24 protein-coding genes are annotated in these 24,865 nt (G+C 70.0%); 12 read left to right on the top strand and 12 right to left on the bottom strand.

Going from position 1 to position 24,865, the window contains the following annotated elements; genetic code table 11:
* Positions 1-71: 71 nt before the first annotated feature.
* The 6 genes from BJQ95_RS17200 (at position 72) to BJQ95_RS17175 (ending at position 5,595) form a co-directional block, all read left to right on the top strand.
* Positions 72-737 carry a GNAT family N-acetyltransferase gene (locus BJQ95_RS17200; protein WP_130178763.1) on the top strand — a complete coding sequence of 222 codons (666 nt, stop codon included), beginning with the start codon at positions 72-74 and terminating at the stop codon, positions 735-737.
* 91 nt (positions 738-828) lie between these two features.
* Positions 829-1,770 (top strand): DMT family transporter, encoded by a 942-nt coding sequence (locus BJQ95_RS17195; RefSeq protein WP_370688346.1) that lies wholly within the window; start codon positions 829-831, stop codon positions 1,768-1,770.
* Between the two features lie 177 nt (positions 1,771-1,947).
* The gene (locus BJQ95_RS17190) at positions 1,948-2,382 is read left to right on the top strand and encodes a chorismate mutase (protein WP_130178764.1); all 435 of its coding nucleotides are present in this window, start codon (positions 1,948-1,950) and stop codon (positions 2,380-2,382) included.
* A complete protein-coding gene (locus BJQ95_RS17185) occupies positions 2,379-3,320 on the top strand; it encodes an SDR family NAD(P)-dependent oxidoreductase (protein WP_130178765.1) in 942 nt (313 codons plus the stop codon). The genes BJQ95_RS17190 and BJQ95_RS17185 overlap by 4 nt, the downstream gene beginning before the upstream one ends.
* 241 nt (positions 3,321-3,561) lie before the next feature.
* Entirely contained in the window at positions 3,562-4,770 is a 1,209-nt protein-coding gene (gene lhgO / locus BJQ95_RS17180; protein ID WP_130178766.1) for an L-2-hydroxyglutarate oxidase, read from the top strand.
* Positions 4,771-4,950: 180 nt separating this feature from the next.
* On the top strand, positions 4,951-5,595 hold the full coding sequence (locus BJQ95_RS17175) for an amino acid deaminase (protein WP_130178767.1): 645 nt from the start codon (positions 4,951-4,953) through the stop codon (positions 5,593-5,595).
* Positions 5,596-5,640: 45 nt separating this feature from the next.
* Here the strand turns inward: BJQ95_RS17175 and purL are convergent, their stop codons facing one another.
* The 7 genes from purL to BJQ95_RS17140 all read right to left on the bottom strand — a co-directional run bounded on the left by purL (position 5,641) and on the right by BJQ95_RS17140 (position 12,458).
* A complete protein-coding gene (purL, locus tag BJQ95_RS17170; protein ID WP_130178768.1) occupies positions 5,641-7,947 on the bottom strand; it encodes a phosphoribosylformylglycinamidine synthase subunit PurL in 2,307 nt (768 codons plus the stop codon).
* Between the two features lie 267 nt (positions 7,948-8,214).
* The gene (locus BJQ95_RS17165; protein WP_130178769.1) at positions 8,215-8,700 is read right to left on the bottom strand and encodes a DUF3817 domain-containing protein; all 486 of its coding nucleotides are present in this window, start codon (positions 8,698-8,700) and stop codon (positions 8,215-8,217) included.
* Between the two features lie 215 nt (positions 8,701-8,915).
* Positions 8,916-9,614, bottom strand: a complete 699-nt coding sequence (purQ, locus tag BJQ95_RS17160; RefSeq protein WP_130178770.1) for a phosphoribosylformylglycinamidine synthase subunit PurQ — start codon at positions 9,612-9,614, stop codon at positions 8,916-8,918.
* Entirely contained in the window at positions 9,614-9,883 is a 270-nt protein-coding gene (gene purS / locus BJQ95_RS17155) for a phosphoribosylformylglycinamidine synthase subunit PurS (protein ID WP_130178771.1), read from the bottom strand. Before purS ends, purQ begins: the two co-directional genes overlap by 1 nt.
* 39 nt (positions 9,884-9,922) lie before the next feature.
* Positions 9,923-11,254 carry a kynureninase gene (locus tag BJQ95_RS17150; RefSeq protein WP_130178772.1) on the bottom strand — a complete coding sequence of 444 codons (1,332 nt, stop codon included), beginning with the start codon at positions 11,252-11,254 and terminating at the stop codon, positions 9,923-9,925.
* Positions 11,251-12,267, bottom strand: coding sequence for an amidohydrolase family protein (locus BJQ95_RS17145; protein ID WP_256041444.1), 1,017 nt, complete (start codon positions 12,265-12,267; stop codon positions 11,251-11,253). Before BJQ95_RS17145 ends, BJQ95_RS17150 begins: the two co-directional genes overlap by 4 nt.
* Entirely contained in the window at positions 12,264-12,458 is a 195-nt protein-coding gene (locus tag BJQ95_RS17140) for a hypothetical protein (RefSeq protein ID WP_256041443.1), read from the bottom strand. Before BJQ95_RS17140 ends, BJQ95_RS17145 begins: the two co-directional genes overlap by 4 nt.
* A gap of 210 nt (positions 12,459-12,668) precedes the next feature.
* On the opposite strand from BJQ95_RS17140, the gene BJQ95_RS17135 reads away from it, so the two are divergent.
* Entirely contained in the window at positions 12,669-13,370 is a 702-nt protein-coding gene (locus BJQ95_RS17135) for a TetR/AcrR family transcriptional regulator (RefSeq protein WP_256041442.1), read from the top strand.
* A 290-nt stretch (positions 13,371-13,660) separates the two neighbouring features.
* Here BJQ95_RS17135 and BJQ95_RS17130 read toward each other — a convergent pair whose 3' ends face one another.
* Together BJQ95_RS17130 and purD are read right to left on the bottom strand one after the other, a co-directional pair.
* Positions 13,661-14,560, bottom strand: coding sequence for a phosphoribosylaminoimidazolesuccinocarboxamide synthase (locus tag BJQ95_RS17130; protein WP_130177642.1), 900 nt, complete (start codon positions 14,558-14,560; stop codon positions 13,661-13,663).
* Positions 14,560-15,828, bottom strand: coding sequence for a phosphoribosylamine--glycine ligase (gene purD / locus BJQ95_RS17125; RefSeq protein WP_130177641.1), 1,269 nt, complete (start codon positions 15,826-15,828; stop codon positions 14,560-14,562). Before purD ends, BJQ95_RS17130 begins: the two co-directional genes overlap by 1 nt.
* A gap of 89 nt (positions 15,829-15,917) precedes the next feature.
* On the opposite strand from purD, the gene BJQ95_RS17120 reads away from it, so the two are divergent.
* Positions 15,918-16,280, top strand: a complete 363-nt coding sequence (locus BJQ95_RS17120; RefSeq protein WP_130177640.1) for a sterol carrier family protein — start codon at positions 15,918-15,920, stop codon at positions 16,278-16,280.
* A gap of 99 nt (positions 16,281-16,379) precedes the next feature.
* Here the strand turns inward: BJQ95_RS17120 and BJQ95_RS17115 are convergent, their stop codons facing one another.
* Positions 16,380-17,351, bottom strand: coding sequence for a ribokinase (locus BJQ95_RS17115; RefSeq protein WP_240694731.1), 972 nt, complete (start codon positions 17,349-17,351; stop codon positions 16,380-16,382).
* 128 nt (positions 17,352-17,479) lie between these two features.
* Between BJQ95_RS17115 and BJQ95_RS17110 the strand changes: the two genes are divergently transcribed.
* Genes BJQ95_RS17110 through purM form a run of 3 tightly spaced genes read left to right on the top strand, consistent with a single transcriptional unit; the run spans position 17,480 to position 20,669 of the window.
* The gene (locus BJQ95_RS17110) at positions 17,480-17,965 is read left to right on the top strand and encodes a hypothetical protein (protein ID WP_130177639.1); all 486 of its coding nucleotides are present in this window, start codon (positions 17,480-17,482) and stop codon (positions 17,963-17,965) included.
* A 14-nt stretch (positions 17,966-17,979) separates the two neighbouring features.
* Positions 17,980-19,569, top strand: a complete 1,590-nt coding sequence (gene purF, locus BJQ95_RS17105) for an amidophosphoribosyltransferase (protein ID WP_130177638.1) — start codon at positions 17,980-17,982, stop codon at positions 19,567-19,569.
* A complete protein-coding gene (gene purM / locus BJQ95_RS17100; protein ID WP_130177637.1) occupies positions 19,566-20,669 on the top strand; it encodes a phosphoribosylformylglycinamidine cyclo-ligase in 1,104 nt (367 codons plus the stop codon). The genes purF and purM overlap by 4 nt, the downstream gene beginning before the upstream one ends.
* A 281-nt stretch (positions 20,670-20,950) precedes the next feature.
* Here purM and BJQ95_RS17095 read toward each other — a convergent pair whose 3' ends face one another.
* Positions 20,951-21,190 (bottom strand): DUF3073 domain-containing protein, encoded by a 240-nt coding sequence (locus BJQ95_RS17095; protein WP_130177636.1) that lies wholly within the window; start codon positions 21,188-21,190, stop codon positions 20,951-20,953.
* Positions 21,191-21,340: 150 nt separating this feature from the next.
* On the opposite strand from BJQ95_RS17095, the gene BJQ95_RS17090 reads away from it, so the two are divergent.
* Positions 21,341-22,426: an NAD(P)-binding domain-containing protein gene (locus BJQ95_RS17090; RefSeq protein ID WP_130177635.1), complete on the top strand. Its 1,086-nt coding sequence runs from the start codon at positions 21,341-21,343 to the stop codon at positions 22,424-22,426.
* A 111-nt stretch (positions 22,427-22,537) separates the two neighbouring features.
* On the opposite strand, the gene BJQ95_RS17085 is transcribed toward BJQ95_RS17090, so the two are convergent.
* Positions 22,538-24,691, bottom strand: coding sequence for an APC family permease (locus BJQ95_RS17085; RefSeq protein WP_130177634.1), 2,154 nt, complete (start codon positions 24,689-24,691; stop codon positions 22,538-22,540).
* Positions 24,692-24,865 lie beyond the last annotated feature (174 nt).

Raw genomic sequence — 24,865 nt, 5'->3', positions numbered from 1 at the left:
ACCGTGAGCAAAGCCCCGAAAACGCCGAGTTTTCGGGGCTTAGCTCACAGTTCGGCGAAGGGAGAACCCACGTGACCGCGCACCGACCCGACGCGACACTGCTGACGGGGCGCTTCGTGTGCCTGGAACCGCTCAGCCGGGCACACCTGCCCGAGTTGCACCGCGCCATCGCGCATCCGGCGGTCTTCGCCGGCGGGTACGGCGGCGGCCCGCACGGTCTGCCCGCCGCGCTCGAGGACTTCGTGGCCTTCGCGCTCCAGTACTACCAGTGGGATGCCCAGCCCTACGCCGTGCGCGTCGTCTCCGGTCCGCACGCCGGCGACCTGGTCGGCACCTCCACCCTCGGCGACATCGACCTGCCCAACGAGGCGCTGCACCTGGGCTGGACCGCGTACGCTCCGCAGGTCTGGGGCACCGCGGTGAACCCCGAGACGAAGCTGCTGATGCTCGGTGCCGCGTTCGAGCACGGCTTCGGCCGGGTCAAGATCCAGGCCGATGTGCTCAACTCCCGGTCCCGCGCGGCGATCCTGGGCATCGGCGCGCAGTTCGAGGGCATCAACCGGCGAGTGCAGCGCCGGGCGGACGGCTCGTGGCGGGACACCGCCGTCTACTCGGTGCTCGCCGACGAGTGGCCCGTGGTGCAGGCCGGGTTGCACAAGCGGCTCGACGTGTTCAGCGGCACGGCCGTCGAGTACCGCGACCCGCGGGCGCCCCGCCGCCGGGTCACGCCCAGCTGAATACGGCCATCCGCCCGCGATTTTCGGACATCACCGTCGGCGGCGCCCTGCACACGGCCTGGCCGCTCGGCCAGTGGGCTAGGGTCGGCAGGTGAGTGACATTTCCAGCCCCCGCAGACCCCTGGTCGTCCTGCAGTTCCTGGGGATGGGGGTGGTCTGGGGCGCCAGCTTCCTGTTCATGAAGATCGCCCTCGACGGCGTCAGTTTCGGCCAGGTGGCCTGGTCCCGCCTGGTGCTCGGCGGCCTCACGCTCGGCCTGATCGTGCTGGCCACCCGTCCACGGGTCAACCGCGGTCCGGTGCTGCCCCGTGAGGGCATCGTCTGGCTGCACTTCCTGGTCATCGCGATCACCGGATGCGTCGTGCCGCACCTGCTGTTCGCCTGGGCCGAGCAGTATGTCTCGTCGAGCCTGGCCAGCATCTACAACGCCGTGACCCCCATCATGACCGCGGTCATGGTCACGGCCGTGTTCCGGGTGGAGAAACTCGCCCGCGACCAGGTGATCGGCGTGCTGGTGGGCGTCGTGGGCGTCGTCGTGATCATCGCACCGTGGCAGTACTCCGCGCTCACCGGTGACCTCTGGGGCCAGCTCGCCTGCCTGGGTGCGGCGCTCTGTTACGGCTTCACCTTCGGGTACACCCGCAGAAATCTCAGCGGCCGGCCGATCGCCGGCACCACGTTCGCGTTCCTCAACATCGGCCTGGCCGGGGTCCTGATGCTGCTGCTCACGCCCGTGCTGGCCTGGCAGCCGGTGGCTCCGACCACACCGATCGTGCTCAGCCTGGTCACCCTGGGTGTGCTCGGCACCGGGTTCGCCTACATCTGGCACATCAATGTGTTGCGTGCCTGGGGCCCCACGACGACCTCGACGGTGACCTACGTCACCCCGGTGGTGGGCGTGGTCCTCGGTGTGCTGGTGTTGTCCGAGACGTTCTCCTGGCACGAACCTGCCGGGGCGCTGCTGGTGCTCGTCGGCATCCTGCTCACCCAGAAGCGCGTGCGCTTGCCGTTCGCCGTGCCCCGCACCGCCTGAGCATAACTCCTGCGATCTTCCGCCGACCGGATGCCGCGCCCCGGAATCCCGGGGTCGGGCATCCGTGGCCGTGGCGAATTGCAGGAGTTATGCCGACACGCGGCCTGGGTGGGCGGCAGCGCGCGACTCGGGCATCCGGGTCGGTGCAATATCGGTCGGTGCAATATGGTGAAGACCATGGCTGCAAACAAGGAATTGCCCGCTGACGCGGGGCAGGAAGCGATCAACGAGTTGCAGGGCATCCGCCAAAGCATCGACAACATCGATGCGGCGCTCATCCACCTGCTCGCCGAGCGGTTCAAGTTCACCCAGAGCGTGGGGCGCCTGAAGGCCCAGCACGGCCTGCCGCCGGCCGATCCGGCCCGGGAGTTCCTGCAGATCCAGCGACTGCGCGGCCTGGCCGAAGACGCCAGACTCGACCCGGCTTTCGCCGAGAAGTTCCTCAACTTCATCATCGCCGAGGTCATCCACCACCACGAGAAGATCGCCGGCGGCTCCTCGGATGCCGCCAAGCCCGCCGCAGCCCCGACGAGCTCCGCATCCGAGTCGGGCAGCGCAGCCGTCACGGGTGACCCGGCCGTCGATCCGGCCCACCCCGCCCCTTCAGCGTGAGCTGGAACCCGCGCTCGCTACCGGACCAGTCCGGGCGCACCTTCGTGGTCACGGGCGCCAACGCGGGCCTGGGCTACTTCACCGGCGAACAGCTGGCCGGCGCCGGCGCCCACGTGGTGCTGGCCTGCCGCAACCCGGCCAAGGCGGCCGCGGCCGTTGCCGCGATCCGCGGGCGGGCGCCCGGCGCCTCCGTCTCGACGCTCGAGCTCGACCTCGCCGACCTCGCGTCGGTGCGCCGGGCTGCCGAACGGATGCTCGAATTCCCGCAGCTGCACGGCCTCATCCTCAACGCGGGAATCGTGCACCCGCCCACCGACCGGTCGGTGAGCCTGGACGGCACCGAGCTGGTGCTGGCCGCGAACTACACCGGACACTTCCTGCTCACCAGCCTGGTGCTACCCGTGCTGCTCGGCACGCCCGGCAGCCGGGTGGTGTCGCTTGGATCGCTGATCTCCCGGCTGATGGACTCGGCACTGGACGACCTGCAGCTGGAGGTCACCTACAACGGCTGGAAGGCCTACGCGCAGTCGAAGATCGCGATGCAGGTCTTCGGCTTCGAACTCGACCGGCGCCTGCGTGCGGCAGGCCAGGGCGGCGTCGGCGGTGTGCAGAGCCTGGTGGCGCACCCGGGTTGCTCGATCTCGGGGCTCACCCCCGGCATCCGCGGGGTCAACGAGGTGAGCCGGGCCAAACGGTTCGTCGACACCCTGCAGAGCTTCGTCGGCGCGCAGGGCAAGGATGCCGGCGCCTGGTCGACGGTGCGCGCGGCGATAGACCCCGCCGTCACCGGTGGCCAGTACTACGGTCCGCGGCTTCTCACCCGGGGCACCCCGACCCTTCAGCACCCCACCCGCACCTCGCTCGACCGCGACATCGCAGCGCGCCTCTTCGCCCGCACCGAGGCCCTCATCGACGCACCGTTCGCCCTCGGCCCGTAACCGCCCCCGCGCCATCGCCCCACACGCCGGGCGATCAGTGCAACTCCTGCAGAACCTCCCGCGCTGAGGTGCACACCCGCGTGATTCCGCCCCCGCTGACCGACGAGCGCACAAATTGCGGGAGTTATGCACGGGGCTGCAACGGGAGGCATTGCCGGGACCGTCCGCAGGGGGCAGGATGCCACCGTGCGGGGGTTCGTCGAACCGGTGGTCCGTCACGGGCACATGAGAACGGATGGTTATGGGCGAGCGCATTGCGATCATCGGCGGCGGCATCGTGGGGGTGGCCATCGCGCGGGCCCTGGTGTTGCGCGGACTCGGCGACGTCACCGTCTTCGAAAAGGAAGACCGGCTCGCCGCGCACCAGACCGGGCGCAACTCCGGGGTGGTGCACGCGGGTCTGTACTACCAGCCGGGAACTCTCAAGGCACAGCTGTGCGCCGCGGGCCGGATCAGCATCCGCGACTACTGCGCCGAGAAGAACCTGCCCTACCGGGAGGTGGGCAAGCTCGTCGTCGCCGTCGACGAGTCCGAGCTGCCGGCCCTGGCCGACATCGAGCGGCGGGCTCTCGCCAACGGGGTACCCGGCCTGGTGCGCCTCGATGGCGGGGCACAGCTCCGCGAGATCGAACCGCATGTGGCGGGCATCGCCGCGGTGCACTCGCCTCACACCGCGGCCGTGGACTACACCGCGATCACCGAGGCGATGGCCGAGGATGTCCGCCGCAACGGCGGCACCATCCGCACCGGCCATGAGGTTGTGGCGCTGCACCTCGAGGGCTCAGCGGTGCGGGTGCGCACGGCCGACGCCGAGCAACTCTTCGACCGGGTGATCGCCTGCGCCGGTCTGCAGTCCGACCTGGTCGCCCGTCTGGTGGGCGCCGACCCGTCCCCGAAGATCCTGCCGTTCCGCGGCGAATACTGGGCGCTGGATCCAGCCCGCACCGACCTGGTTCGCGGCATGATCTACCCGGTGCCCGACCCACGGTTCCCGTTCCTCGGCGTGCACTTCACCCGCGGCGTCCACGACGACGTGCACGTGGGGCCGAACGCGGTGCCGGCGCTGGCCCGGGAAGGCTACAGCTGGCTCGCCGTCTCGCCGAAAGACACTTGGGAGTCGCTACGTTGGCCGGGAGCGGCGGCGCTCGCGCAGCAGCACTGGCGGATGGGCATCGACGAGATCAGCGGCTCGTTGGTCAAACCCCTGTACTTCCGCAAGGCCCGCCGGTTCATCCCCGAATTACGGATGCGCGATCTCACCCACAAGACCGCCGCCGGCGTGCGCGCCCAGGCCTGGGGCAGCGACGGAGCCCTCCTGGACGACTTCGCGGTCGACCAGGTCGGCCCGGTCACGCTGCTGCGCAACGCCCCGTCCCCGGCTGCCACCTCGTCGATGGCCATCGCCGATCACCTCATCGACCACTATGTTTTCGCCCGCACCACAGACTGACCTGAGCGCATCCGCCCCGGATGGCACTCGCCGCACCCCTGGTGGCGCCTCGCGCCCGCTCTCGCGGGTGCGGCCAGCCACAGCCGGCGTGGGCATGCCACAGCGCGCGGTGACGGCTCACAAATCGGCTGAGGTGCAACCCCTCCAGGCCGGTGCGGCCGAGGTGCCTACGATGGGCAGATGATGTTCGAGCAGATCGCCAGTGACGCCGCCGCCGGCCGCTTCGACGACTGGGCGCTGTCAACGGTGATCGACGAGAACATCCAGTCGCCGGTGATCTCCAAGGCCGAGTTCTTCAGGTTGCATGCGGCGGCGGGCATCGTGGCGACCTGGCCGATCGGCAATGCCGGCCTGTTGCACGTCTACGGCTACCTGCTCTCGAGGGTGGTCACGCCGTTCGGACTCAAGGGCGACCGCTGGCGAAACGGCGAGCTGGCCGGCCAGTTGGGCCTGGCGCCCGCGGCGTTCCTGCTTGACGCCGCGGATGCGGCCGGCGAAACAGTGCTGCAGCGGGTCACGGATGCGGCGTTGCCGCACCTGGCGCATCCGGCAGGCGCGCTCGGGGACGTTCTGGTCATCGACGACGAGGTGCCCGGGGTCGCCACGTTCTTCCGCACCACGGTGGTGAGCACACCCGGCCGATCAGGCGCGGCCCTGGTCTACGGTGTGTCCGACGTCGGCCGGATGCGCGTGGTCACGGCCTTCTCGATGGCCAGCCCGTCCCCGGTGTCGCTTGACGCCCTCGCGGCCGAACCGCCACGGATGCGCTACAACGCCGCCCTGGCAACGCTCCCGCCGCGCACCGGGCTCCGCCGTCGCCGCTGAGCTGCACTTTCACGGCTGCCGCAGCTCGCGAAAGACGCCGCGTGGTTACGCGAACGCGTTCGGCAGCGTGCTGCGGTGGCGCGACTGCAGTTCGGTCAGCGGCACGGTGAAGTAGTCCTGGATCTCCAGAACCGGAGCAGTCGCATCCGTCACACCGATACGCAGCACCGGGTAGTCGCGGCCTTCGCAGAGACCGAGGAACTTGACGTCGTCCTCACGCGGCACGGAGACCAGCACGCGGCCGGTCGACTCTGAGAAGAGGGCAACGGATGCGTCGACGCCGTCGCGCTCGAGGATGTCGCCGAGCCAGACCCGGGCGCCCACACCGAAGCGGAGCACGGCCTCGGCGAGGGCCTGCGCGAGGCCACCCGTGGAGAGGTCGTGCGCGCTGTCGATCAGAGCCTCGATCGACGCGGCGTGCAGTAGGCCGGCGAGGTCGGCTTCGCGGCCGAGGTCCACGATGGGTGGCAGACCACCGAGGTGGTCGTGCACCACGGCGCTCCACGCGGAGCCGTCGAGCTCCTCGCGGGTGATGCCGAGCAGGTAGATGTTGTGGCCGTCGTCCTGCCAACCGCTCGGCACGCGGCGGGCCACGTCGTCGATCACACCGAGCACGGCCACCACGGGGGTGGGGTGGATCGGCTGGTCGCCGGTCTGGTTGTAGAACGACACATTGCCGCCGGTGACCGGGATCTCCAGCTCGAGGCAACCATCCGCCAGACCCTCAACGGCCTGGGAGAACTGCCACATGACCTCGGGGTTCTCCGGCGAGCCGAAGTTGAGGCAGTCGCTGATGCCCACCGGCACGGCGCCGGTGACGGCCACGTTGCGATACGCCTCGGCGAGGGCCAGCTGGGCGCCGCGGTACGGGTCGAGCTGGCAGTAGCGGCCGTTGGCGTCGGTGGAGATGACGAAGCCGAGGCCCGACTCCTCGTCGATGCGGATCATGCCGGCGTCGTCGGGGAACGACAGTGCGGTGTTGCCCATCACGTAGCGGTCGTACTGGTCGGTGATCCAGCTCGGGTCCGCCAGGTTGGGCGAGCCGAGCAACGCGAGGAACTGCTCCTGCAGCGTCTGGGCATCCGTCGCCCGGGGCAGCGCGGAGGCGGAGTCGGCCTGCAGGGCGTCGATCCAGGTGGGGTAGGCCACTGGGCGGTCGTAGACCGGTCCGTCGACGGCGACGGTGCGCGGGTCGACGTTGACGATCTCTTCGCCGTGGAAGTCGATGATCAGGCGGCCGGAGTCGGTGACCTCGCCGAGCACGCTGGTCTCCACGTCCCACTTCTGAACCACGGTGAGGAAGCCGGCGAGCTTCTCCGGCGTGACGACGGCCATCATGCGTTCCTGGCTCTCGCTCATCAGAATCTCTTCGGCGGTGAGTGAGGGGTCGCGCAGCAGCACCTTCTCCAGCTGGATGTACATGCCGCCGTCGCCGTTGGAGGCCAACTCGCTGGTGGCGCAGGAGATCCCCGCGGCGCCCAGGTCCTGGATGCCCTCGACGAGCTTTTCGCGGTACAGCTCGAGGCAGCACTCGATGAGCACCTTCTCGGCGAACGGGTCGCCCACCTGCACGGCAGGGCGCTTGGTCGGGCCGCCCTCGCTGAACGTGTCCGAGGCCAGAATGGATGCGCCGCCGATGCCGTCGCCGCCGGTGCGGGCTCCGAAGAGCACCACCTTGTTGCCGGCGCCCGAGGCGTTGGCCAGGTGCAGGTCCTCGTGGCGCAGCACGCCGACGGAGAGCGCATTGACCAGCGGGTTGCCCTGGTAGACGGAGTCGAACCAGGTCTCGCCGCCGATGTTGGGCAGGCCCAGGCAGTTGCCGTAGAAGCTGATGCCCGAGACCACACCGTGCACGACCCGGGCGGTGTCGGGGTCGTTGATGTCGCCAAAACGCAGCGCATCCATCACGGCGACCGGGCGGGCGCCCATCGAGATGATGTCGCGCACGATGCCGCCGACGCCGGTCGCGGCGCCCTGGAACGGCTCGATGTAGGAGGGGTGGTTGTGCGACTCGATCTTGAAGGTGACGGCCCAGCCCTCGCCCACGTCGAGCACACCGGCGTTCTCGCCCATGCCCACCATCAGGTTCTTCTTCATGGCGGGGGAGACCTTGTCGCCGAACTGGCGCAGGTACTTCTTCGAGCTCTTGTAGGAGCAGTGCTCGCTCCACATCACCGAGTACATGGCGAGCTCACCGCTCGTGGGCCGGCGGCCCAGGATGGTGCGGATCTCGGCGTATTCGCCGGGCGTCAACCCGAGGGCAGCGTACGGCTGCTCCTTGTCGGGAGTGTTGATCGCGTTGGTCACGGTGTCAGCGACGCCGCGGGAGGATGTGTTGGAAACAGCGGTCACGAGTGGCGTTCTCCCAGAGATAGCGGATGCTTGACCGGGCAAGTCTACCCGGCGACCCCGCCCCGCGGCGGCGGTCTCGGTACCGCTGTCGAGTCGCCCCTGTGCGCGCCTCCTGGTGGGCGCCACGGTGCTCCGCGTTGGGCGCCAGGGCGGGTCTTGGGGCGAAGCGCGGGTCAGGCGCCGCTACGCGGGTGGCGCGCCACCCGCGCAACGGCGCGTAGCCCGCGCACCGGCGCCGGCAGGCCCGGCCGGGTGCGGGCGCGGCGGTTAGCTCTCGCCGCCGGGCGGGCCCATCACGAGCAGCGTCGTGAACACGGCGACCAAGCCGACCACCAGCACGGATGCCAGCAGCACAGGCCGCGCCAGGCCGAACCGCAGCAGCCGGCTCACCACGGTGTGGTCCCGGGGGTCGTCCGTGGCCTCCCGGCGCCAGGCGCCGTCGAGCAGCGTGCGTCGCTCGAGCCAGCGGTCGAAGGGGATCGTGGCGTAGGGCACCACGGCGGTGGTCACGGCCAGGAGCATCAGCCGGGGCCGCCAGTGCTGGTTGACGCCCACGAGCACCGCGGTGATCCCGTAAGCCAGGAACACCAGTCCGTGCACGAAGCCGCCCACCCGCACCGCGCCGTCCCCGAAGTCGCCGGGGAGGAGCACGTACTTGAGCAGCATCGCGGTGATCAGGATGGTCCAGGTGATCGCCTCGGCGATGGACAGGATGCGGTAGAGCAGGCGGGGAGACACGGGGGAGAACTCCATACGGCGTGTGAGGTGGGCAGGTCTGCTCCCAGCCTGTCAGGCCCGCCTGGGCGGTGCATCCGTCGAAGGTTGGAACCGCGCTCGCCCTCGTAAAAGGACAAAGTGACTAAGAAAGGATGCGAGTGCTCAGATCGTCCTTTTTTGGGACCGAAGTCCTTCGCAGCGTCCGCCGCTTCGGGCCGCACGGTCCTCAAGAAGGCCCGGAGCGCAGAAACCTACGCGTTGACCAGCGCGCGATCGATCACCGAGGTGAAGAACGCGAGCCCATCCACGCCGCTGCGCATGGCGGCAGCCGTGTCGGGCCCGAAGCCCGGCTCCACGGCGTGCTCGGGGTGCGGCATCAGGCCCACGACGTTGCCGCGGGCATTGGTGACACCGGCGATGTCGTTCAGCGAGCCGTTCGGGTTCACGTCGAGGTAGCGGGCGATGACCCGGCCCTCACCCTCGAGGCGAGCCAGGGTCTCGGTCGAGGCGATGAAGCCGCCCTCGCCGTTCTTCAGCGGGATGGTGATCTCCTGCTTGTCGGCGAAGCCGCCGGTCCAGTCCGTGGAGTTGTTCTCGATGCGCAGGCGCTGGTCGCGGCAGATGAACGCGCCGGCCTCGTTGCGAATGAGCCCGCCCTCGAGCAGGTGCGCTTCGGTGAGCATCTGGAAGCCGTTGCAGATGCCGAGCACGGGCATCCCCTGGTTGGCGGCGTCGATGACCTCGGCCATGATCGGCGAGAGGCTGGCGATGGCGCCGGCGCGTAGGTAGTCGCCGTAGCTGAAGCCGCCGGGCAGTACGAGCGCGTCCACGCCGTGCAGGTCGTGCTCGCCGTGCCAGAGGACCACCGGGTCTGCGCCGGCCAGGCGGATGGCGCGCTGGGCGTCGCGGTCGTCGAGCGAGCCCGGGAAGGTGACGACGCCGATGCGCATCAGTGCGTTTCCCCGGCGGCGACCTCGAGCACGTAGACGTCGGTCACGTCCTCGATCACGGAGTTGGAGAGCACGCTGTCGGCGAGCTCCCGCACGTCGGCGAGCAGCGCAGCGTCCGCTGGCCCGTCAACGGTGAGTTCGAATCGCTTGCCGACGCGCACGCCGGTGAACTCGGTCTTGCCGAGGCGGCGGAGGGCGCCGGCGACGGCCTTGCCCTGGGGATCGAGCAGTTCTGCCTTGGGCATAACTTCTACGACGATGGTTGGCATGGCTCACTCCGTAAGACGTCGGGGGCGGATGCGTCGATTCTACAGGCCCGCGCTCTCCCCGGCGGCGGGGGCGAGACCGGCCTGGCCGAGCAGGATGCCGCGCAGCACGTCCCGCACGGCCGCGACGCCCTGGTAGGTCTCCACGAAGCTGGTGCTCAGCGGCGACAGCCCGATTCGCAGGCCCTCCGGCGCGCGGAAGTCGGGGATCACGTCGTGCTCCCAGAGGATCCGGGTGACCTGCCTCATGGCCGGGTGATTCACGGTGACGTGGCCGCCGCGGTGGGTGTGCTCGCGCGGGGAGGCCACGGTCACGCCCAGCGGCGCCAGCCAGGCATCCACCAGCTCCAGCGCGAACTCGGTCAGCGCCACCGACTTGGCCCGCACCGCATCGATGCCCACCTCGTCGATCATGGCGATCGTGTCCTGCATGGCGAGCATGCCCACGATCGCCGGGGTGCCGCTCATGAACCGGCGGATGCCCGCGGCCGGCACATACTCCGGCCCCATCGCGAACACGTCGGCGGCGCCCATCCACCCCTGGATCGGCTGGGACAGATCGGGTTGCAGCTCGGCATGCACGTAGCCGTACGCCGGGGCGCCCGGGCCGCCGTTGAGGTACTTGTAGCTGCAGCCCACGGCCAGGTCGACGCCGTCGAGGTCGAGGTTCACCGGCACCGAGCCGGCCGAGTGACAGAGGTCCCAGAGCACCAGCGCGCCGGCCTCGTGCACGGCGGCGGTGATCGACGGCACATCGGCGAGGAACCCGGAGCGGTAGGCCACGTGGCTGAGCACCACGAGCGCGGTCTGCGGGCCCACGACGGCGCGCACCTGGTCGACGGTGACGCCGGCTGTAGTGCTCGACTCGATCCAGCGCAGGGTGAGGCCGCGTTCGGCGGCGATGCCGGCCAACACGTACCGGTCGGTGGGGAAGTTGTCGGTGTCGAGCACGATCTCGCTGCGGGCCGGCAGCGAGTCCACGGCGGCCCGGGCGAGCTTGTACAGGGTCACGGTGGTGGAGTCGCCGATGTACACCTGGCCGGGGGCTGCGCCGAGCGCAGCGCGGCCGAGGGCATCGCCGATGGTCAGCGGCAACTGCATCCATTCGTCGTCCCAGCCGCGGATCAGCCGGGTGCCCCAAGCTGTGCCGAGGAACTCGGTGATGCGCTCCACGCTGGCGATGGTGGGGCGGCCGAGCGAATTGCCGTCGAGGTACACGATCGACGGCGCATCCGGATCGGCGTCCACGGTGGTGTCATCCAGGCCCACGAACCGGCGGCGGCAGTGGGCGAGGCCGTCGATGCGGTCCATCCGCCGGGCGAAGGCGAGGTGGGCGTCAAGGCCGTCGGCGACGGTGGTGTCGTGCTGGGTCATGATCGGAGGTCCTCGAGGTCGGGCCGGGGGAGGGCGCGGGCTGGCTGTTCGTGAGCGGGCAGTGCATGGTTGGGCTGTGCGTGGGCGGGCAGTGCGTGGGCGGGCTGTGCGTGGGCGGAGAGTAGCCAGTTGATGAAACCGGCCGGATCGTCGGAGTCGGCGGGACGGTCGCCGGGTACAACGGTAACCGTCCCGGCCCGGTCGGGGCGGGTGCCGGATGCCGCGTCGACGGATGCCGCGCCCGGCCGGCCCGGGAAGTCCGCGGTCAGCGCGGCGAGCACGTCGTCGGGGGAAAGGCCGCAGGCCACCAGCGCCGCGATCTCCCGTCGGTTGAGCCCCACCGGCAGCGGTCCGTTGCCGAGGTCGGTGCCGTAGAGCACCCGGCCGCCCGCAGCGTGGAACCGGGAAAGGTTGTCGCTGGCCACGTGGAATGCCGCGGTCGGCTCACCCCAGCCATGGATGTCCAGCGTGCTGATCCAGGTGGTCCGGCCGGCCATCGAGCCGAGCAGCGCATCGGACAGGCGCTCGGAGAACGGCGTGTGCGCGAGCAGGTCGACCCCGGCGTCGAACGCGGCCGCCGCCTGGCCGGCGCCCTCGGTGTGGGCGGCGACGGGCAGCATCCGCGCGTGCGCCGCCGTCACGATGGCCAGAAGGGTGTCGGCCGTGAGCACTGGACCGGCCGCGGAGTTGAGCGTCACCTTGATTACCGAGGCGCCGGCCTCGGCCTGGCGGTGCACGGCCTCAGCGGCATCGGCGGGCGCCGCCACCGGGCAGGCGCTGCCCGCTGGGGCCCAGGCCTGCCGGCTCGGATACCCGCCGGGGGCGCCAACGAACTGGCCGGCGAACCGGGTCTCTGGACGATCCCCGGACGCGTAGTCGCCCAACTCGTCGGCGGCGGGGGTCCACCCGCCCAGGTCGAGCACCCGGCCGATGCCACCGGCGGCCAGGCGTGCCGGGTCGATCAGGGCGAGGTGCACGTGCGCGTCCAGGAACCCGGGCAGCACGACCGTCATCGCTCCTCGCAGGCCGCGTCGACGGTCCAGTACTCCGTCTTGTCCTTGTATATGCCACGGAAGGTATGAACCAGGTCGGGATGCAGCACCCAGTCCTCGGTGACGTCACGGTCGAGCACCGCCGCCGGGACCTCGAAGCCGTGCCGGTGCTTGAAGCGCAGGAACTCGAGGTCGCGGGTGTTGTTCTCCACTGGCATGGCATCCATTCCGCCGGGCACGGTGCGGCCCGGTTCTGCTCCCTGAATTGTGTGGGCTCTTCGGCGCGGGCGCAACACGCGCTGCGCTGCAGCGAGCCGACACGCCAGGGCGGCGCAGACATCCGAGCACGCCGACCCACGGCCTGGTTGGCTGGGGAGGCCTCCCTCCGCCACCTCGCAGGAAGGGGATCTAGAATCGACCGCATGACTACCTCTGCCCGGCCCCCGCAGGACGCGTCTCAACCGCGGCGCCGCGACGCCCGGCAGAATCGTGAACGTCTCATCGACGAGGCGCGCAGCCTGATCGCGGAGCACGGCGTTGACGCCTCGCTCGAAGAGATCGCCCGCCGCGCCGATGTGGGAGTGGCCACCCTGTACCGCAACTTCCCCACCCGCGACGACCTTGTGCGGGCGCTCTACGACATAGCGCTCGCGGAGCTGTTCGCGGTGCGCGGCGAGATCGAGGCGGCGCCCACTGCGTGGGCAGGCGTGGTGCTGTACACCGAACGCCTCGCCGAATGGCTCGTCGCCGACCCGTCGTTGCCGCCGATCCTCAAGCGGATGGCCACCATCGACCCCACCGCCCGGCCGTCGGTGGAGTTCGAGAGTTTCATCGCCGCGCTCGTGTCGCGGGCGAAGAAAGACGGCGACCTGCGCCCGGACGTGGACTCGATGGACCTCGCCGTCCTCGTCACCATGATCGGGTCGCTGGGTACCCTGGGCGGCGGCTACAGCGGCCAGTGGCGCCGGCAGCTCTCCCTGGTGCTCGACGGCCTACGGATGCCCGAGAAGACCCGGCCCAAGCTGCCCGGCCGGCCTCTGAGCGTCAAGGAGTTCCAGGCCACGGTGCATGGCCTCACCCGCCGCGCCAAGCGCGCCGCCCGCGGCTCCCGCGCCGCCCGCTGACCCGGCCCGCCCGCTGACCCGAGCCGCCCGCTGACCCGCGCCGCCCGCTGACCCGGCCCGCCCGCTGACCCGAGCCGCCCGCTGACCCGAGCCGCCCGCTGACCCGCGCCGCCCGCTGACCCGCGCCGCCCGCTGACCCGCGCCGCCCGGCCTCGCTCGCGGCACGTTTTCGTCCCGGCGGCACGTGTTTGTCCGCTCGCGGCACGTGCTCGTTCCGGCGGCACGTGTTCCAACACGTGCCGGCGGGCGCAAGTAGTGCCGCGAGAACGGGAGGTGCCGCGCGGCGCAGGCTACCCGGCGGTCAGCAGCCCGAGCAGCTCGCGGTACCGGGCCGCGGTCTGGGCCACAATCTCTGTGGGCAGCTCCGGTGGGGTGCCGGTCTGGTCCCAGTGCGCGGCCAACCAGTCGCGCACGATCTGCTTGTCGAAGCTGGCCATGCGCTCCGCCGGCGTGGCCCCGGCCAGCCAGCGCGCCGCATCCCAGTACCGGCTGGAGTCACTGGTGAGCACCTCGTCGCCGAGGGTGAGCAGGCCGGTGGCGCGGTCGGCGCCGAACTCGAATTTGGTGTCGGCCAGAATCACGCCGGCGGTCTCCGCGATCACGGATGCCCGGCGGAAGATCTCCAGCGACGCATCCCGCAGCGCCGCCGCCACGTCGGCCCCCACGAGCTCGACGGTGCGCTCGAACGAGATGTTCTCGTCGTGCTCGCCCATCGGAGCCTTCCAGGCGGGGGTGTAGATCGGTTCGGGAAGCCGGTCGCCGTTCTGCAGACCGGCCGGTAGCGGGATGCCGCACACCGTCTGGCTGGCGACGTACTCGAGCCAGCCGGAACCGGTGAGGTACCCGCGCACCACGCACTCGATCGGGTACATGTCCAGGGTCTTGCAGAGCATGGCCCGGCCGGCGACGGCGGCGGGGATCAGGCTCGATGCGTCGAGGGCGTGGTCGGGCACGAGGTGGTTGGGCACACCCTCGAGCTGGTCGAACCACCACAGGCTCAGGGTGGCCAGCAGTTCGCCCTTGCCGGGGATGCCGGGCTCGAGCACGTGGTCGAACGCGCTCACCCGGTCGCTGGCCACGACGAGCACCCTGTCGGCGTCGGCCAGGCCGGTGGCTTCGGCCGGCACGTAGAGGTCGCGTACCTTGCCCGAGTAGACGTGTTGCCAGCCGTCCAGCTGCAGCGCGGCCATCAGCTCGCGACCTTGGCGGCGATGTCGCCACGGTGCTGGGAGCCCTCGAGCCCGATCAGCGCCACGGCCTCGTAGGCGCGCGACCGCGCCTGGGTGAAGTCGCTTCCCACGGCCACGACGCTGAGCACCCGGCCGCCGGTGGCGACCAGAGTCTGGCCGTCCAGCGCGGTCGCGGCGTGCGCGATGGTCACGCCCGTCACAGCGGCGGCGTCGGCGAGCCCGGTGATCGCACGACCGGTCACCGGGGTCTCCGGGTAGTTCTCGCTGGCGATCACCACGGTCACCGCGGCGTCGGCCGAGAATTCAGGGCGGGGCAGCCCGGCAAGCTCGCCGGTCGACGCGGCCAGCAGCAGCCCGCTCAGCGGTGTCACGAGGCGCGGCAGCACCACCTGCGTCTCGGGGTCGCCGAAACGGGCGTTGAATTCGATCACCCGGATGCCGGCATTCGTGAGAATCAGCCCGCAGTACAGCAGCCCGATGAACGGGGTGTCTTCGGCGGCGAGCTGGCGCACGGTGGGCAGGGCGATGGTCTTGATGACCTCGTCCACGAACGCGGTCTCGCTGCCGAAGCCGGCGTCGAGCCAGGGCAGCGGCGAGTAGGCGCCCATGCCGCCGGTGTTGGGGCCCTCGTCGTTGTCGGCGAGACGCTTGTAGTCCTGGGCGGGGGAGAGCGGCAGCACGGTGTGGCCGTCGCTGAGCAGGAACAGGGAGACCTCCTGGCCGGCGAGGAATTCCTCGATGAGTACCGCACCGTGCTGCAGCCAGCGCACCGCGTGGGCGAGGGCGTCGTCACGGTCGGTGGTGACGAGCACACCCTTGCCGGCGGCCAAGCCGTCGGCCTTGACCACGTACGGGGCGCCGTATTCGTCGAGCGCGCCCTGCGCCTCGGCGAGGTTGCCGGCCCGCACGGCGCGGCCGGTGGGCACTCCGGCCTGGTCCATGATGCGTTTGGCGAAGGTCTTGCTGCCCTCGAGGGCGGCGGCGGCCTGGCCCGGGCCGAAGACCGGGATGCCGCGGGTGCGCAGTGCGTCGGCGACCCCGGCCACCAGGGGAGCCTCGGGGCCCACCACGACGAGGTCGATGTTGTGCTCCTGGGCGAAGTTGGTCACCACATCGGAGTCGGTGGGGTCGAGGTCGACCACGGGTGCATCCGCGGCGATGCCGGCATTGCCGGGTGCGGCGATCACGTGGGGCCGCGGCTCCTCACGCAGGAGGGCAGTGACGATGGCGTGCTCGCGGGCGCCGGAACCGAGGACCAGTATTCTCACCGGAACAGGCTACCCGGCCAACACGGTGACGCGCACCCCGGCCGACGCCCGGCGTCACGGCGCGGTGCGGGAGAGGGCAGACTGGAGGCATGGCACGCGCAAGAATCGACGACGGACTGGGCCGCACCGCCGTGAAGGCCTACCTGGCCGACGAGGCCGGCGCGAGCCGGGACACCAAGGCGCTCGCCGTGCGGTACACCCTGCAGATCCTCGCCGAGCAGGCCGAGGGCAACACCGTCGAAGTGCGCGTGCCGCCGTTCGGCGCGGTGCAGTGCATCGCCGGCCCCCGGCACACCCGCGGCACCCCGCCCAACGTGGTCGAAACGGATGTCGCCACCTGGCTGGCCCTGGCCACCGGCGCGCTGGCCTGGACCGACGGCCTCAACTCCGGCCGAATCCATGCCTCCGGGCAACGTGCCGACCTCAGCGCCGAGCTGCCCCTGTTCCCTTAGTTGCACCCGGAACGGGCTTCTGTTCCCCGTGCGGACAATTGGGCCCGGTGCGCCGGGTGCAGAAGTCCGAATCGGCCACAGTTGCGGCCCAGCGGCGGCTCAGGCCAGGATCGCCGCGACCTCGGCCAGCGACGGCATCGAACTGGTGGCGCCGGGCCGGGTCACCGAGATCGACGACGCGACGGTGGCCCAGCGCACGGCGTCGACCATCCGTTCTTCGGAAATGGCGGCGGCGGACAGCTCGAGCGGCAACCCGAACGCGGCCAGCCGGGCCACCAAAGCTCCCACGAAGGTGTCGCCGGCCGCAGTGGTGTCCACCGCCTTCACCGGCCGTGCGGGTGCCAGACCCACCACGGTGCCGTCGTAGGCGAGCACACAGCCCTCGGCGCCGAGCGTCACGATCGCCCAGGTCTTGTCGGCGCTGAGCAGCTCGGCGGCCCGAACCGGGTCGGCCTCGCCGGTCAGCTCGGTGGCTTCGATCCGGTTCGGCACCACCAGGTCCACCGACCCGGCGAAGCCCTCTGGCAACGGCAGCACGGGAGCCGGGGTCAGCACGGTGAACACTCCGTTCGCCTGGGCGATGCGGATGCCGGCCGCAAGCGCCGGCACCGGCAACTCGCACTGCATGACCAGGAACCTGGCCTGGGCTATGGTGGCCTCCTGCTCCGCGTCGAGAGCGGTGACGGTCGCGTTGGCCCCGGAGACCACGACGATCGAGTTCTCGCCGGAGTCCAGCACGGAGATGTGCGCGGTGCCGGTGGGCTCCCGCACGGCGGCCAGGCCGCGCGCGCCGATCCGGTGCAGCGCGAGGACGCCGCGCAGCTCGGTGCCGTTGGCGTCGGTGCCGACCGCGCCCATGAAGTCCACCGCTCCGCCCTGCCGTGCCGCGGCCACGGCCTGGTTCAGCCCCTTGCCGCCCGGCACAGTGCTGTACCCACTGCCGAACATGGTCTCCCCGGGCTGGGGCAGCCGGGGCTGCCGCACCACGAGGTCCATGTTGGCGCTGCCGAGCACGGCGATCCGGTTGGTGCTGGTCGTCGCGGTCCTGGGGGTGGTGCTCGAATCGTTCACCCGCCCAGTCTGACGGATGCCGGTGCGCGGGCGCCGCGCCGCTGGGCCCGTGGCGCGCCACCCGCGTGAGCGGCGCCTGCCCCGCCGCCCACGAACCGCACGACATGTCTCCGTGCGACAATAGAACGGTGAGTTCTGCAGACCAGCACGGTGACGCCGAGACGGCAGCGTCCGGCACTGCTTCGCCAGCCGCGGCCCCGCCCGGCGTGGCCCCCGAGGCCCACGTGGCCCACGTGGCCCCCGCGGCAACCCCGGTTCCCGTCGAACCGACCGAGACCGTCGTCGCGGAGCAGACCCTCGTTGTGCGTCGCTCGCCGCGCTACGTGAGTTTCATGATCGTCGGCGCCGTCGTCGGCGCCCTCCTGGCGCTGGTGCTCACCGTGAGCTACCCGCAGAACGCCGAGTTCGACCCTGCCCAGGTCTTAGGGTTCCTGCTTCTGGGCGGCGTCGCGATCGGCGTCGCGGTCAGCTGCCTCATCGCGATCGTGCTCGACCGAATCGTCGGGCGCTCCGCAACCACGGTCGTCGTCGATAGACTCAACGCGATCTCAACAAGCGCCCTCGAGGCTCCGGATCCTGGATCCGACCCCCAATCTTCCAACGAGAATTCCTAGTAAGGGGCTGCGGCTTGGCCGGTGGCGACGGACGACTGAATCATGATCTTCTTCCTGGCGAGAAGGGCCCGCAGGATGCCTGCGGAGTCTTCGGCGTCTGGGCTCCCGGTGAAGAGGTAGCCAAGCTCAGCTACTTCGGGCTCTACGCCCTTCAGCACCGAGGCCAGGAATCGGCGGGAATCGCCACGAGTGACGGCTCGAAGATCCTCATCTACAAGGACATGGGCCTGGTCTCCCAGGTCTTCAACGAGGCCTCGCTGAGCACCCTGCTCGGCCACCTCGCGGTGGGGCACACCCGCTACTCGACGACCGGGTCGTCGAGCTGGCAGAACGCCCAGCCCACCCTCGGTCGCACAGCCGGCGGCACCGTCGCGCTCGGCCATAACGGCAACCTCACCAACACCGCCGAGCTGCTCGAGCTGGTGCGCGAGCGCTACCCCAAGGTCGACGGCGAACTCGCGCGCGGCAACACCACCGACACCGCCGTGATCACCGCCCTGCTCACCGGCGACCTGGACCACACCCTCGAAGCCACCGCCATGGAGGTGCTGCCGCGTCTGCGCGGGGCCTTCTGCCTGGTCTTCATGGACGAGACCACCCTGTACGCAGCCCGTGACCCTCAGGGTGTGCGCCCGCTGGTGCTCGGCCGGCTCGAGCGCGGCTGGGTCGTCGCCTCCGAGACCGCCGCCCTCGACATCGTCGGCGCCAGCTTCGTGCGCGAGGTCGAACCCGGTGAGCTCATCACCATCGACGAGAACGGCCTGCGCACCCAGCGTTTCGCCGAGGTGAAGCGGGCCGGATGCGTGTTCGAGTACGTCTACCTCGCCCGGCCGGACACCACCATCGCCGGCCGTGGCGTGCACGAGGCCCGGGTCGAGATGGGCCGCCAGCTCGCCGCGGAGTACCCCGTCGAAGCGGACCTCGTCATCCCCACCCCCGAGTCCGGCACCCCCGCGGCGATCGGCTACGCCCAGGCGTCTGGCATCCCGTTCGGCCAGGGCCTGGTGAAGAACACCTACGTGGGCCGCACCTTCATCCAGCCCTCCGAGACCATCCGCCAGCGCGGCATCAAGCTCAAGCTCAACCCGCTCAAAGAGGTCATCAAGGGCAAGCGGCTGATCGTCGTCGACGATTCGATCGTGCGCGGCAACACCCAGCGCGCCCTGGTCAGCATGCTCCGCGAAGCCGGTGCCGCCGAGGTGCACGTCCGCATTTCCAGCCCGCCGATCACCTGGCCCTGCTTCTACGGCATCGACTTCGCCTCCCGCGCCGAGCTGATCGCCACCGGCCTCGGCGTCGACGAGGTGCGCCAGGCCATCGGCGCCGACTCGCTCGGGTATCTCTCCGAGGACGGCATGATCGCGTCCACCGAGCAGCCCCGCGAGAGCCTCTGCACCGCCTGCTTCACCGGCGTGTACCCGATCAAGCTGCCCGAGACCCAGCACCTGGGCAAGAACCTCCTCGAGCGCGACGTCTCCTCCAACGGCTGTGACCCCGGTCCGGACGCAGAGTTCGAGAGCGTGCTCACCCCTGACTCGACGCGGGCCACCGTGCTCGTCGAACACAGTCAGGTCCCGTTCGGCGATCCCGGAAGACCAGAATGAGCAACGCAACCTACGCCGCAGCCGGAGTCGACACCCACGCGGGAGACCTCGCGGTGTCACTGATGAAGTCCGCCGTCTCGGCCACCCACGGCCCGGAGGTGCTCGGCGGTTTCGGCGGGTTCGCCGGCCTCTACGACGTCTCCTTCCTCACCACCTACAAGCGCCCGCTGCTGGCCACCTCCACGGATGGCGTCGGCACCAAGGTCGCCATCGCCCAGGCCCTCGACAAACACGACACCATCGGGCAAGACCTGGTCGGCATGGTCGTCGACGACATCATCGTCGTCGGTGCCCGACCGCTGTTCATGACCGACTACATAGCCTGCGGCAAGGTCGTCCCCGAACGCATCGCGGCGATCGTCGAGGGCATCGCCAAGGCTTGCGCCGCCACCGGCACCGCCCTCGTAGGCGGCGAGACCGCCGAGCACCCCGGCCTGCTCGGCCCGGACGACTACGACGTCGCGGGAGCGGCGACCGGTGTCGTCGAGGCCGACCAGGTCCTCGGCGCTGAGCGGGTCCAGTCCGGCGACGTTGTCATCGCGATGGCCTCCTCCGGGCTGCACTCCAACGGTTTCTCGCTCGTGCGGCACATCCTGGCCGCGCGTGGCGTCGGCTACACCGACACCTCCGCCGAACTCGGCGGCGTCATCGGCGAAGCGCTCCTTGAGCCCACCCGGCTCTACACCGGCCCGCTGCTCAGTGTGCTCGCCGACCCCGAACTGGCCGGCGTTGTGCACTCGCTCAGCCACGTCACCGGCGGCGGTATCGCGGCCAACCTGGCCCGGGTGCTGCCCGTCGGCAGCTGGGTCGAGGTCGACCGGTCAACCTGGTCACCCGACCCCGTCTTCAGGGTGCTCGGCGATATGGCCGGCACCACGCTGGAAAGCGCCGAAGGCACCTGGAACCTCGGCGTGGGCATGTTCGCCGTCGTCGCGGCCAACGCCGCGTCATCCGTCATCGCGCGCCTCAAGTCTGAGGGTATTCCGTCCTGGGTCGCCGGCCGCGTGTCGATGGCCCCGCACGACCTCACCGGCTTCGAACAGGGCGCCAAGGGCGTCAACGGTGGCGCCGTGCGCCTCGTCGGCGGCTACGCGGCCTAACCGAATCCTCGGTCAAGCTCCTGGCTCGCCCATTTTTGCTGGTCGGCGCCCCGCGCGACTAGCGAATTCGGGCCAGTCATCGTCGGAGCGCGAGGTAACTGCCCCGCCGATGGCTCGCCCATTTTCGGCAGTGAGGGATCCCCTGCACCAGCAAGAGTGGGCGACCCTGGTGCAGCCGAGGGCGCTGGCGTTCTCACACTGAGAGTTGTCCGGGAGCCGGTCTATGGGCGCGCCACAAGCGCAGCCGCGCACAGAGGTGCGCAGCTCCTCAGCGAGTTGAGCTAGGCGCGCTTCTTCTCGTCTTCGGTTTCGTAGTGGTCGACGTAGTCGTCCGGCTCGTCAGCCGCCGTCTTGTTCGCTTCGTACTCCGGCCACTTGGCCAGGTCCTCGTCGAGCCGCGGGTCGGTCACCGGATGCCCAGTGAGCTCGCGTTCAAGCGCGTTGTAGTTGGTGTCCGGGCTGAAATACTTCAGCTCGCGGGCAACCTTGGTGTGCTTTGCTTTTTGACGGCCGCGCCCCATGCGTGACCCCCTAACGATGCCAGGCCGGGTGAGTGATGAGTCACCCGGGAGTTGCCGAACGGAATTGTGAAATCTAGCCGCTAGTTTAGCATGGTGGGCCTGACGCCCCGATGACGCGGTTCACGGTCGGAACCCGAGGGATGAGGACGAATGGTGAACGCCACGGCCGTTCCGGTGGTGATCATCGGTTCCGGGCAGGCCGGGCTGTCGGTGGCCTACCATCTCAGGCGGTTCGGGCTCAGTGCGGGGCGCGACTTCGTCGTCTTCGACCGCGGCACGGATGCCGGCGGCGCGTGGCAGTACCGCTGGGAGTCCCTCCGCCTGGGCGCGGCCCACCGGGTCAACGACCTGCCGGGCCTGTCCGAGCTCGGCCTGAGCTTCGAAACCGCCGATCGCTCCCGCCCCGCCCGCGACGTGGTCAGCGAGTACTACCGACAGTTCGAAAAACACTTCGAGTTGAACGTCGTGCGGCCGGTCACCGTGCGGTCGGTGTTCAACCGGCGTGCCGACCTGGTCGTGCGCACCAGCTCGGAGCACTACGGCGAGCGCGAGACCCTGGCCGGGCTGCTCGTCAACGCCACGGGCAGCTGGGGTGCGCCCTTCGTGCCGCACTATCCGGGCGCCGGGTTGTTCGCCGGTCGTCAGCTGCACACCAATGGGTTCCGGGATGCCGCCGACTTCGCCGGCCAGCGGGTCGTGGTCGTCGGCGGCGGCACCTCCGCCATCGGTTTCATGCCCGAGCTGGAGGGTGTCGCGGCAAGCCTCACCTGGACGTCCCGCCGCCCGATCGACTGGGTGCACACCGAACGCCTCGATCTCGAGGGGGCGTCGGCCGCGGTGGCCATGCAGGACGAAGCAGCCCGAAACGGCCGGGCCCTGCCGAGCATCGTCAGCGGCACCGGTGTGCCGGTCAGTCGCCGTATCCAGGCCGGCATCGACCGGGGCACCCTCGTGGCCCGGCCGATGTTCGAGGCTCTCGAGGAGACCGGTGTGCGCTGGCCGGACGGCTCGTCCAGCGAAGCGGATGCGATCATCTGGGCGACCGGATTCCGGCCGGAGCTGCGCCACCTGGCCCCGCTCAAGCTGCGTGACAAGGCCGGCGGCCTGGTCGTCGGCGCCGGCTCGTCCTGGACGGACCCACGGATCTTTCTGGCCGGCTACGGCCCGCAGGCCAGCACCATCGGCGCCCGCCGGGCCGGCCGCGTGATCGCCCGGCAGGTCATGGCCCTGCTTTAGCCGCGGCGACCGGCTCGACCCCGCTTGTCGGGCCACCGCTGGTTGACCCACCGCTGGTCGGGCCGCCCACCGCTGGTCGGGCCGCCCACCGCTGGTCGAGCCTGTCGAGACCTACTTGCGCTTCCGCCGGTTCGGGTTCACCGGCCGCGTCCGCGGCTTCATCGGCGGGCTGGCCGGGCTCGACTTCGGTCTCACATTCTCGCTCTGCACGGCAACACTCGTCGTGTCCACGGTCACCGGCGCCAGGGGCTTGCGCGGGACCGGGTGGGAACGCACGGGCTCGCCGCGACGCTCCTGGCCGGGAATCGGCCGGGACCGGCGTCCGTAGATGAGTTCGGAGGAGTCAAGAAGCCACGGCACCAGCGCGATGGTGACACCGTGCACGAGCATCAGCTTCTGGCGCAGGCGCCTGGCCTTGTGGTTGTGCAGCAGCGACTCCCACCAGTGCCCGACGATGTAGATCGGCGTGTACACGGTGACAACCTCGGAGCCGTACTCCTCGCGGCGGTCCTTGATGTAACAGATCAGCGGCCAGCTGATGTCGCGGTACGGCGAGGCCACGATGTTCAGCGGCACCTGGATGTTCTGTTTGGCCCAGTCGATGATGAGGTTCTCGGTCTCCTCCTCGTCGATGGACACGTGCACGGCCTCCAGGCTCACGTGCCGCGCCGCAATGGCGTAGTCGAGGGCCTTGAGCACGGGCTTCTGCATCTTGCCCACCAGCACGATGGCGTGGTCGCCCTGCGAGCCGAAGGTTGTGATCGGGTCGACCTCGATCTCCTTGGCCACGTCGCGGTAGTACCGGTTGACGCCGATCATCAGCACGAACAGGATCGGCATCATCAGGAACACCAGCCACGCACCGTGGGTGAACTTGGTGATCGTGACGACGATCAGCACCACGCCGGTGAGAAGGGCGCCGAAGCCGTTGATCGACAGGCTGCGGATGATCGAGCCCCGGTTGGGCGGGTCGGTTTTGAGCAGGGTCAGCCAGTGCTTGACCATGCCGGTCTGCCCGATGGTGAACGACACGAAGACGCCGATGATGTAGAGCTGGATGAGCACCGTGAGGTTGGCCTGGTAGATCACGATGATCACGATGGCGGCCAGGGCGAGCAGCACCACGCCGTTCGAGTAGATCAGGCGGTCGCCGCGGGTGCTCAGCGACTTGGGTGCGTAGGAGTCGCGGGCCAGGACGCTGCCGAGCAGCGGGAACCCGTTGAACGCCGTGTTCGCGGCCAGCAGCAGGATCAGGGCCGTTGCGCCCTGCAGGATGAAGAACATGAGCGAGTTGTTGCCGAAGGTGGCCGCTGCGATCTGGGCGATCAGGCTCCGCTGGGGTTGTGTGGCGCACTCGGCCCAACCGATGAGGTCGCAGGGGTTCTCCGCGTAGTGCACCTTGGAGAACAGCGCCAGGGCGGTCAGCCCCACGAACAGCACAATCGCGATGCCGCCCATCAGCGTCAGGGTGATCTGGGCGTTCCTGATCTTGGGCCGCTTGAACGCCGGCACGCCGTTGGCGATGGCCTCCACGCCGGTCAGGGCGCTGCAACCGCTGGCGAAGGAGCGCAGCAACAGCAGGATGAACGCCGTCTGGGCGAGGTTCTGCGCCTCCACCTCGAAACCAGCCGACTCGGCCACCGGTGCATCGCCCAGGGCAACCCGGCCCAGGCCCACGACGATCATCAGCAGCACGCTGCCGATGAACAGATAGGTGGGCAGGGCAAAGGCCTTGCTCGACTCGGCGACACCACGCAAGTTGACGGCGGCGAGCACGATCACGAAGACGACGGCCAGTTCCACGCGCAGCGGGGCCAGCCCGGGTATCGCCGAGATGATGTTGTCCACACCGCTGGACACCGACACGACGACGGTCATCACGTAGTCAACGAGCAGGGCGGATGCGACGACGAGGCCGGCCTTTTCGCCGAGGTTCTTGGAGGCGACCTCGTAGTCGCCGCCACCGTTCGGGTACGCCTTGATGAGCTGGCGATACGAGGCCACCACGACCACCAGGAGCAGCACGACCACTGCAGCCACCCAGGGCGCGAAGCTCAGGAAGGCGAGCCCCCCGAGGGTCAGGATCATCAGCAATTCCTGCGGAGCGTACGCGACGCTCGACAGCGGGTCACTGGCGAAGATCGGCAGCGCCAGGTGCTTCGGAAGCAACTGCCCGTCCAGGTGTTCGCTGGCAAGCGGTTCGCCGATTATCCACCGTTTAGGTGATCGGGCTTCGGGTGCTGGGGGGTTCCCCTCTGGTGTCACGAGGGACGACACTACTCCGATGCACCGCACTGTCAAGTTGTCGGCGGATTGCCAGGATCACCCCGGCGCTTCGGCGGCGGCAGACCGATCGGGCCGTCGGATTGTTCCGGCTGGTCGGCGCGCAGTTCCGCGGGCGACACGAGCCGGTCCGGGCGCCGGATCGGCGCCCGGACG

Origin of the sequence: Cryobacterium sp. SO1, assembly GCF_004210215.2 — a bacterium.
Lineage (GTDB): Bacteria > Actinomycetota > Actinomycetes > Actinomycetales > Microbacteriaceae > Cryobacterium.
This window is presented reverse-complemented; position numbering and strand designations above follow the sequence as displayed.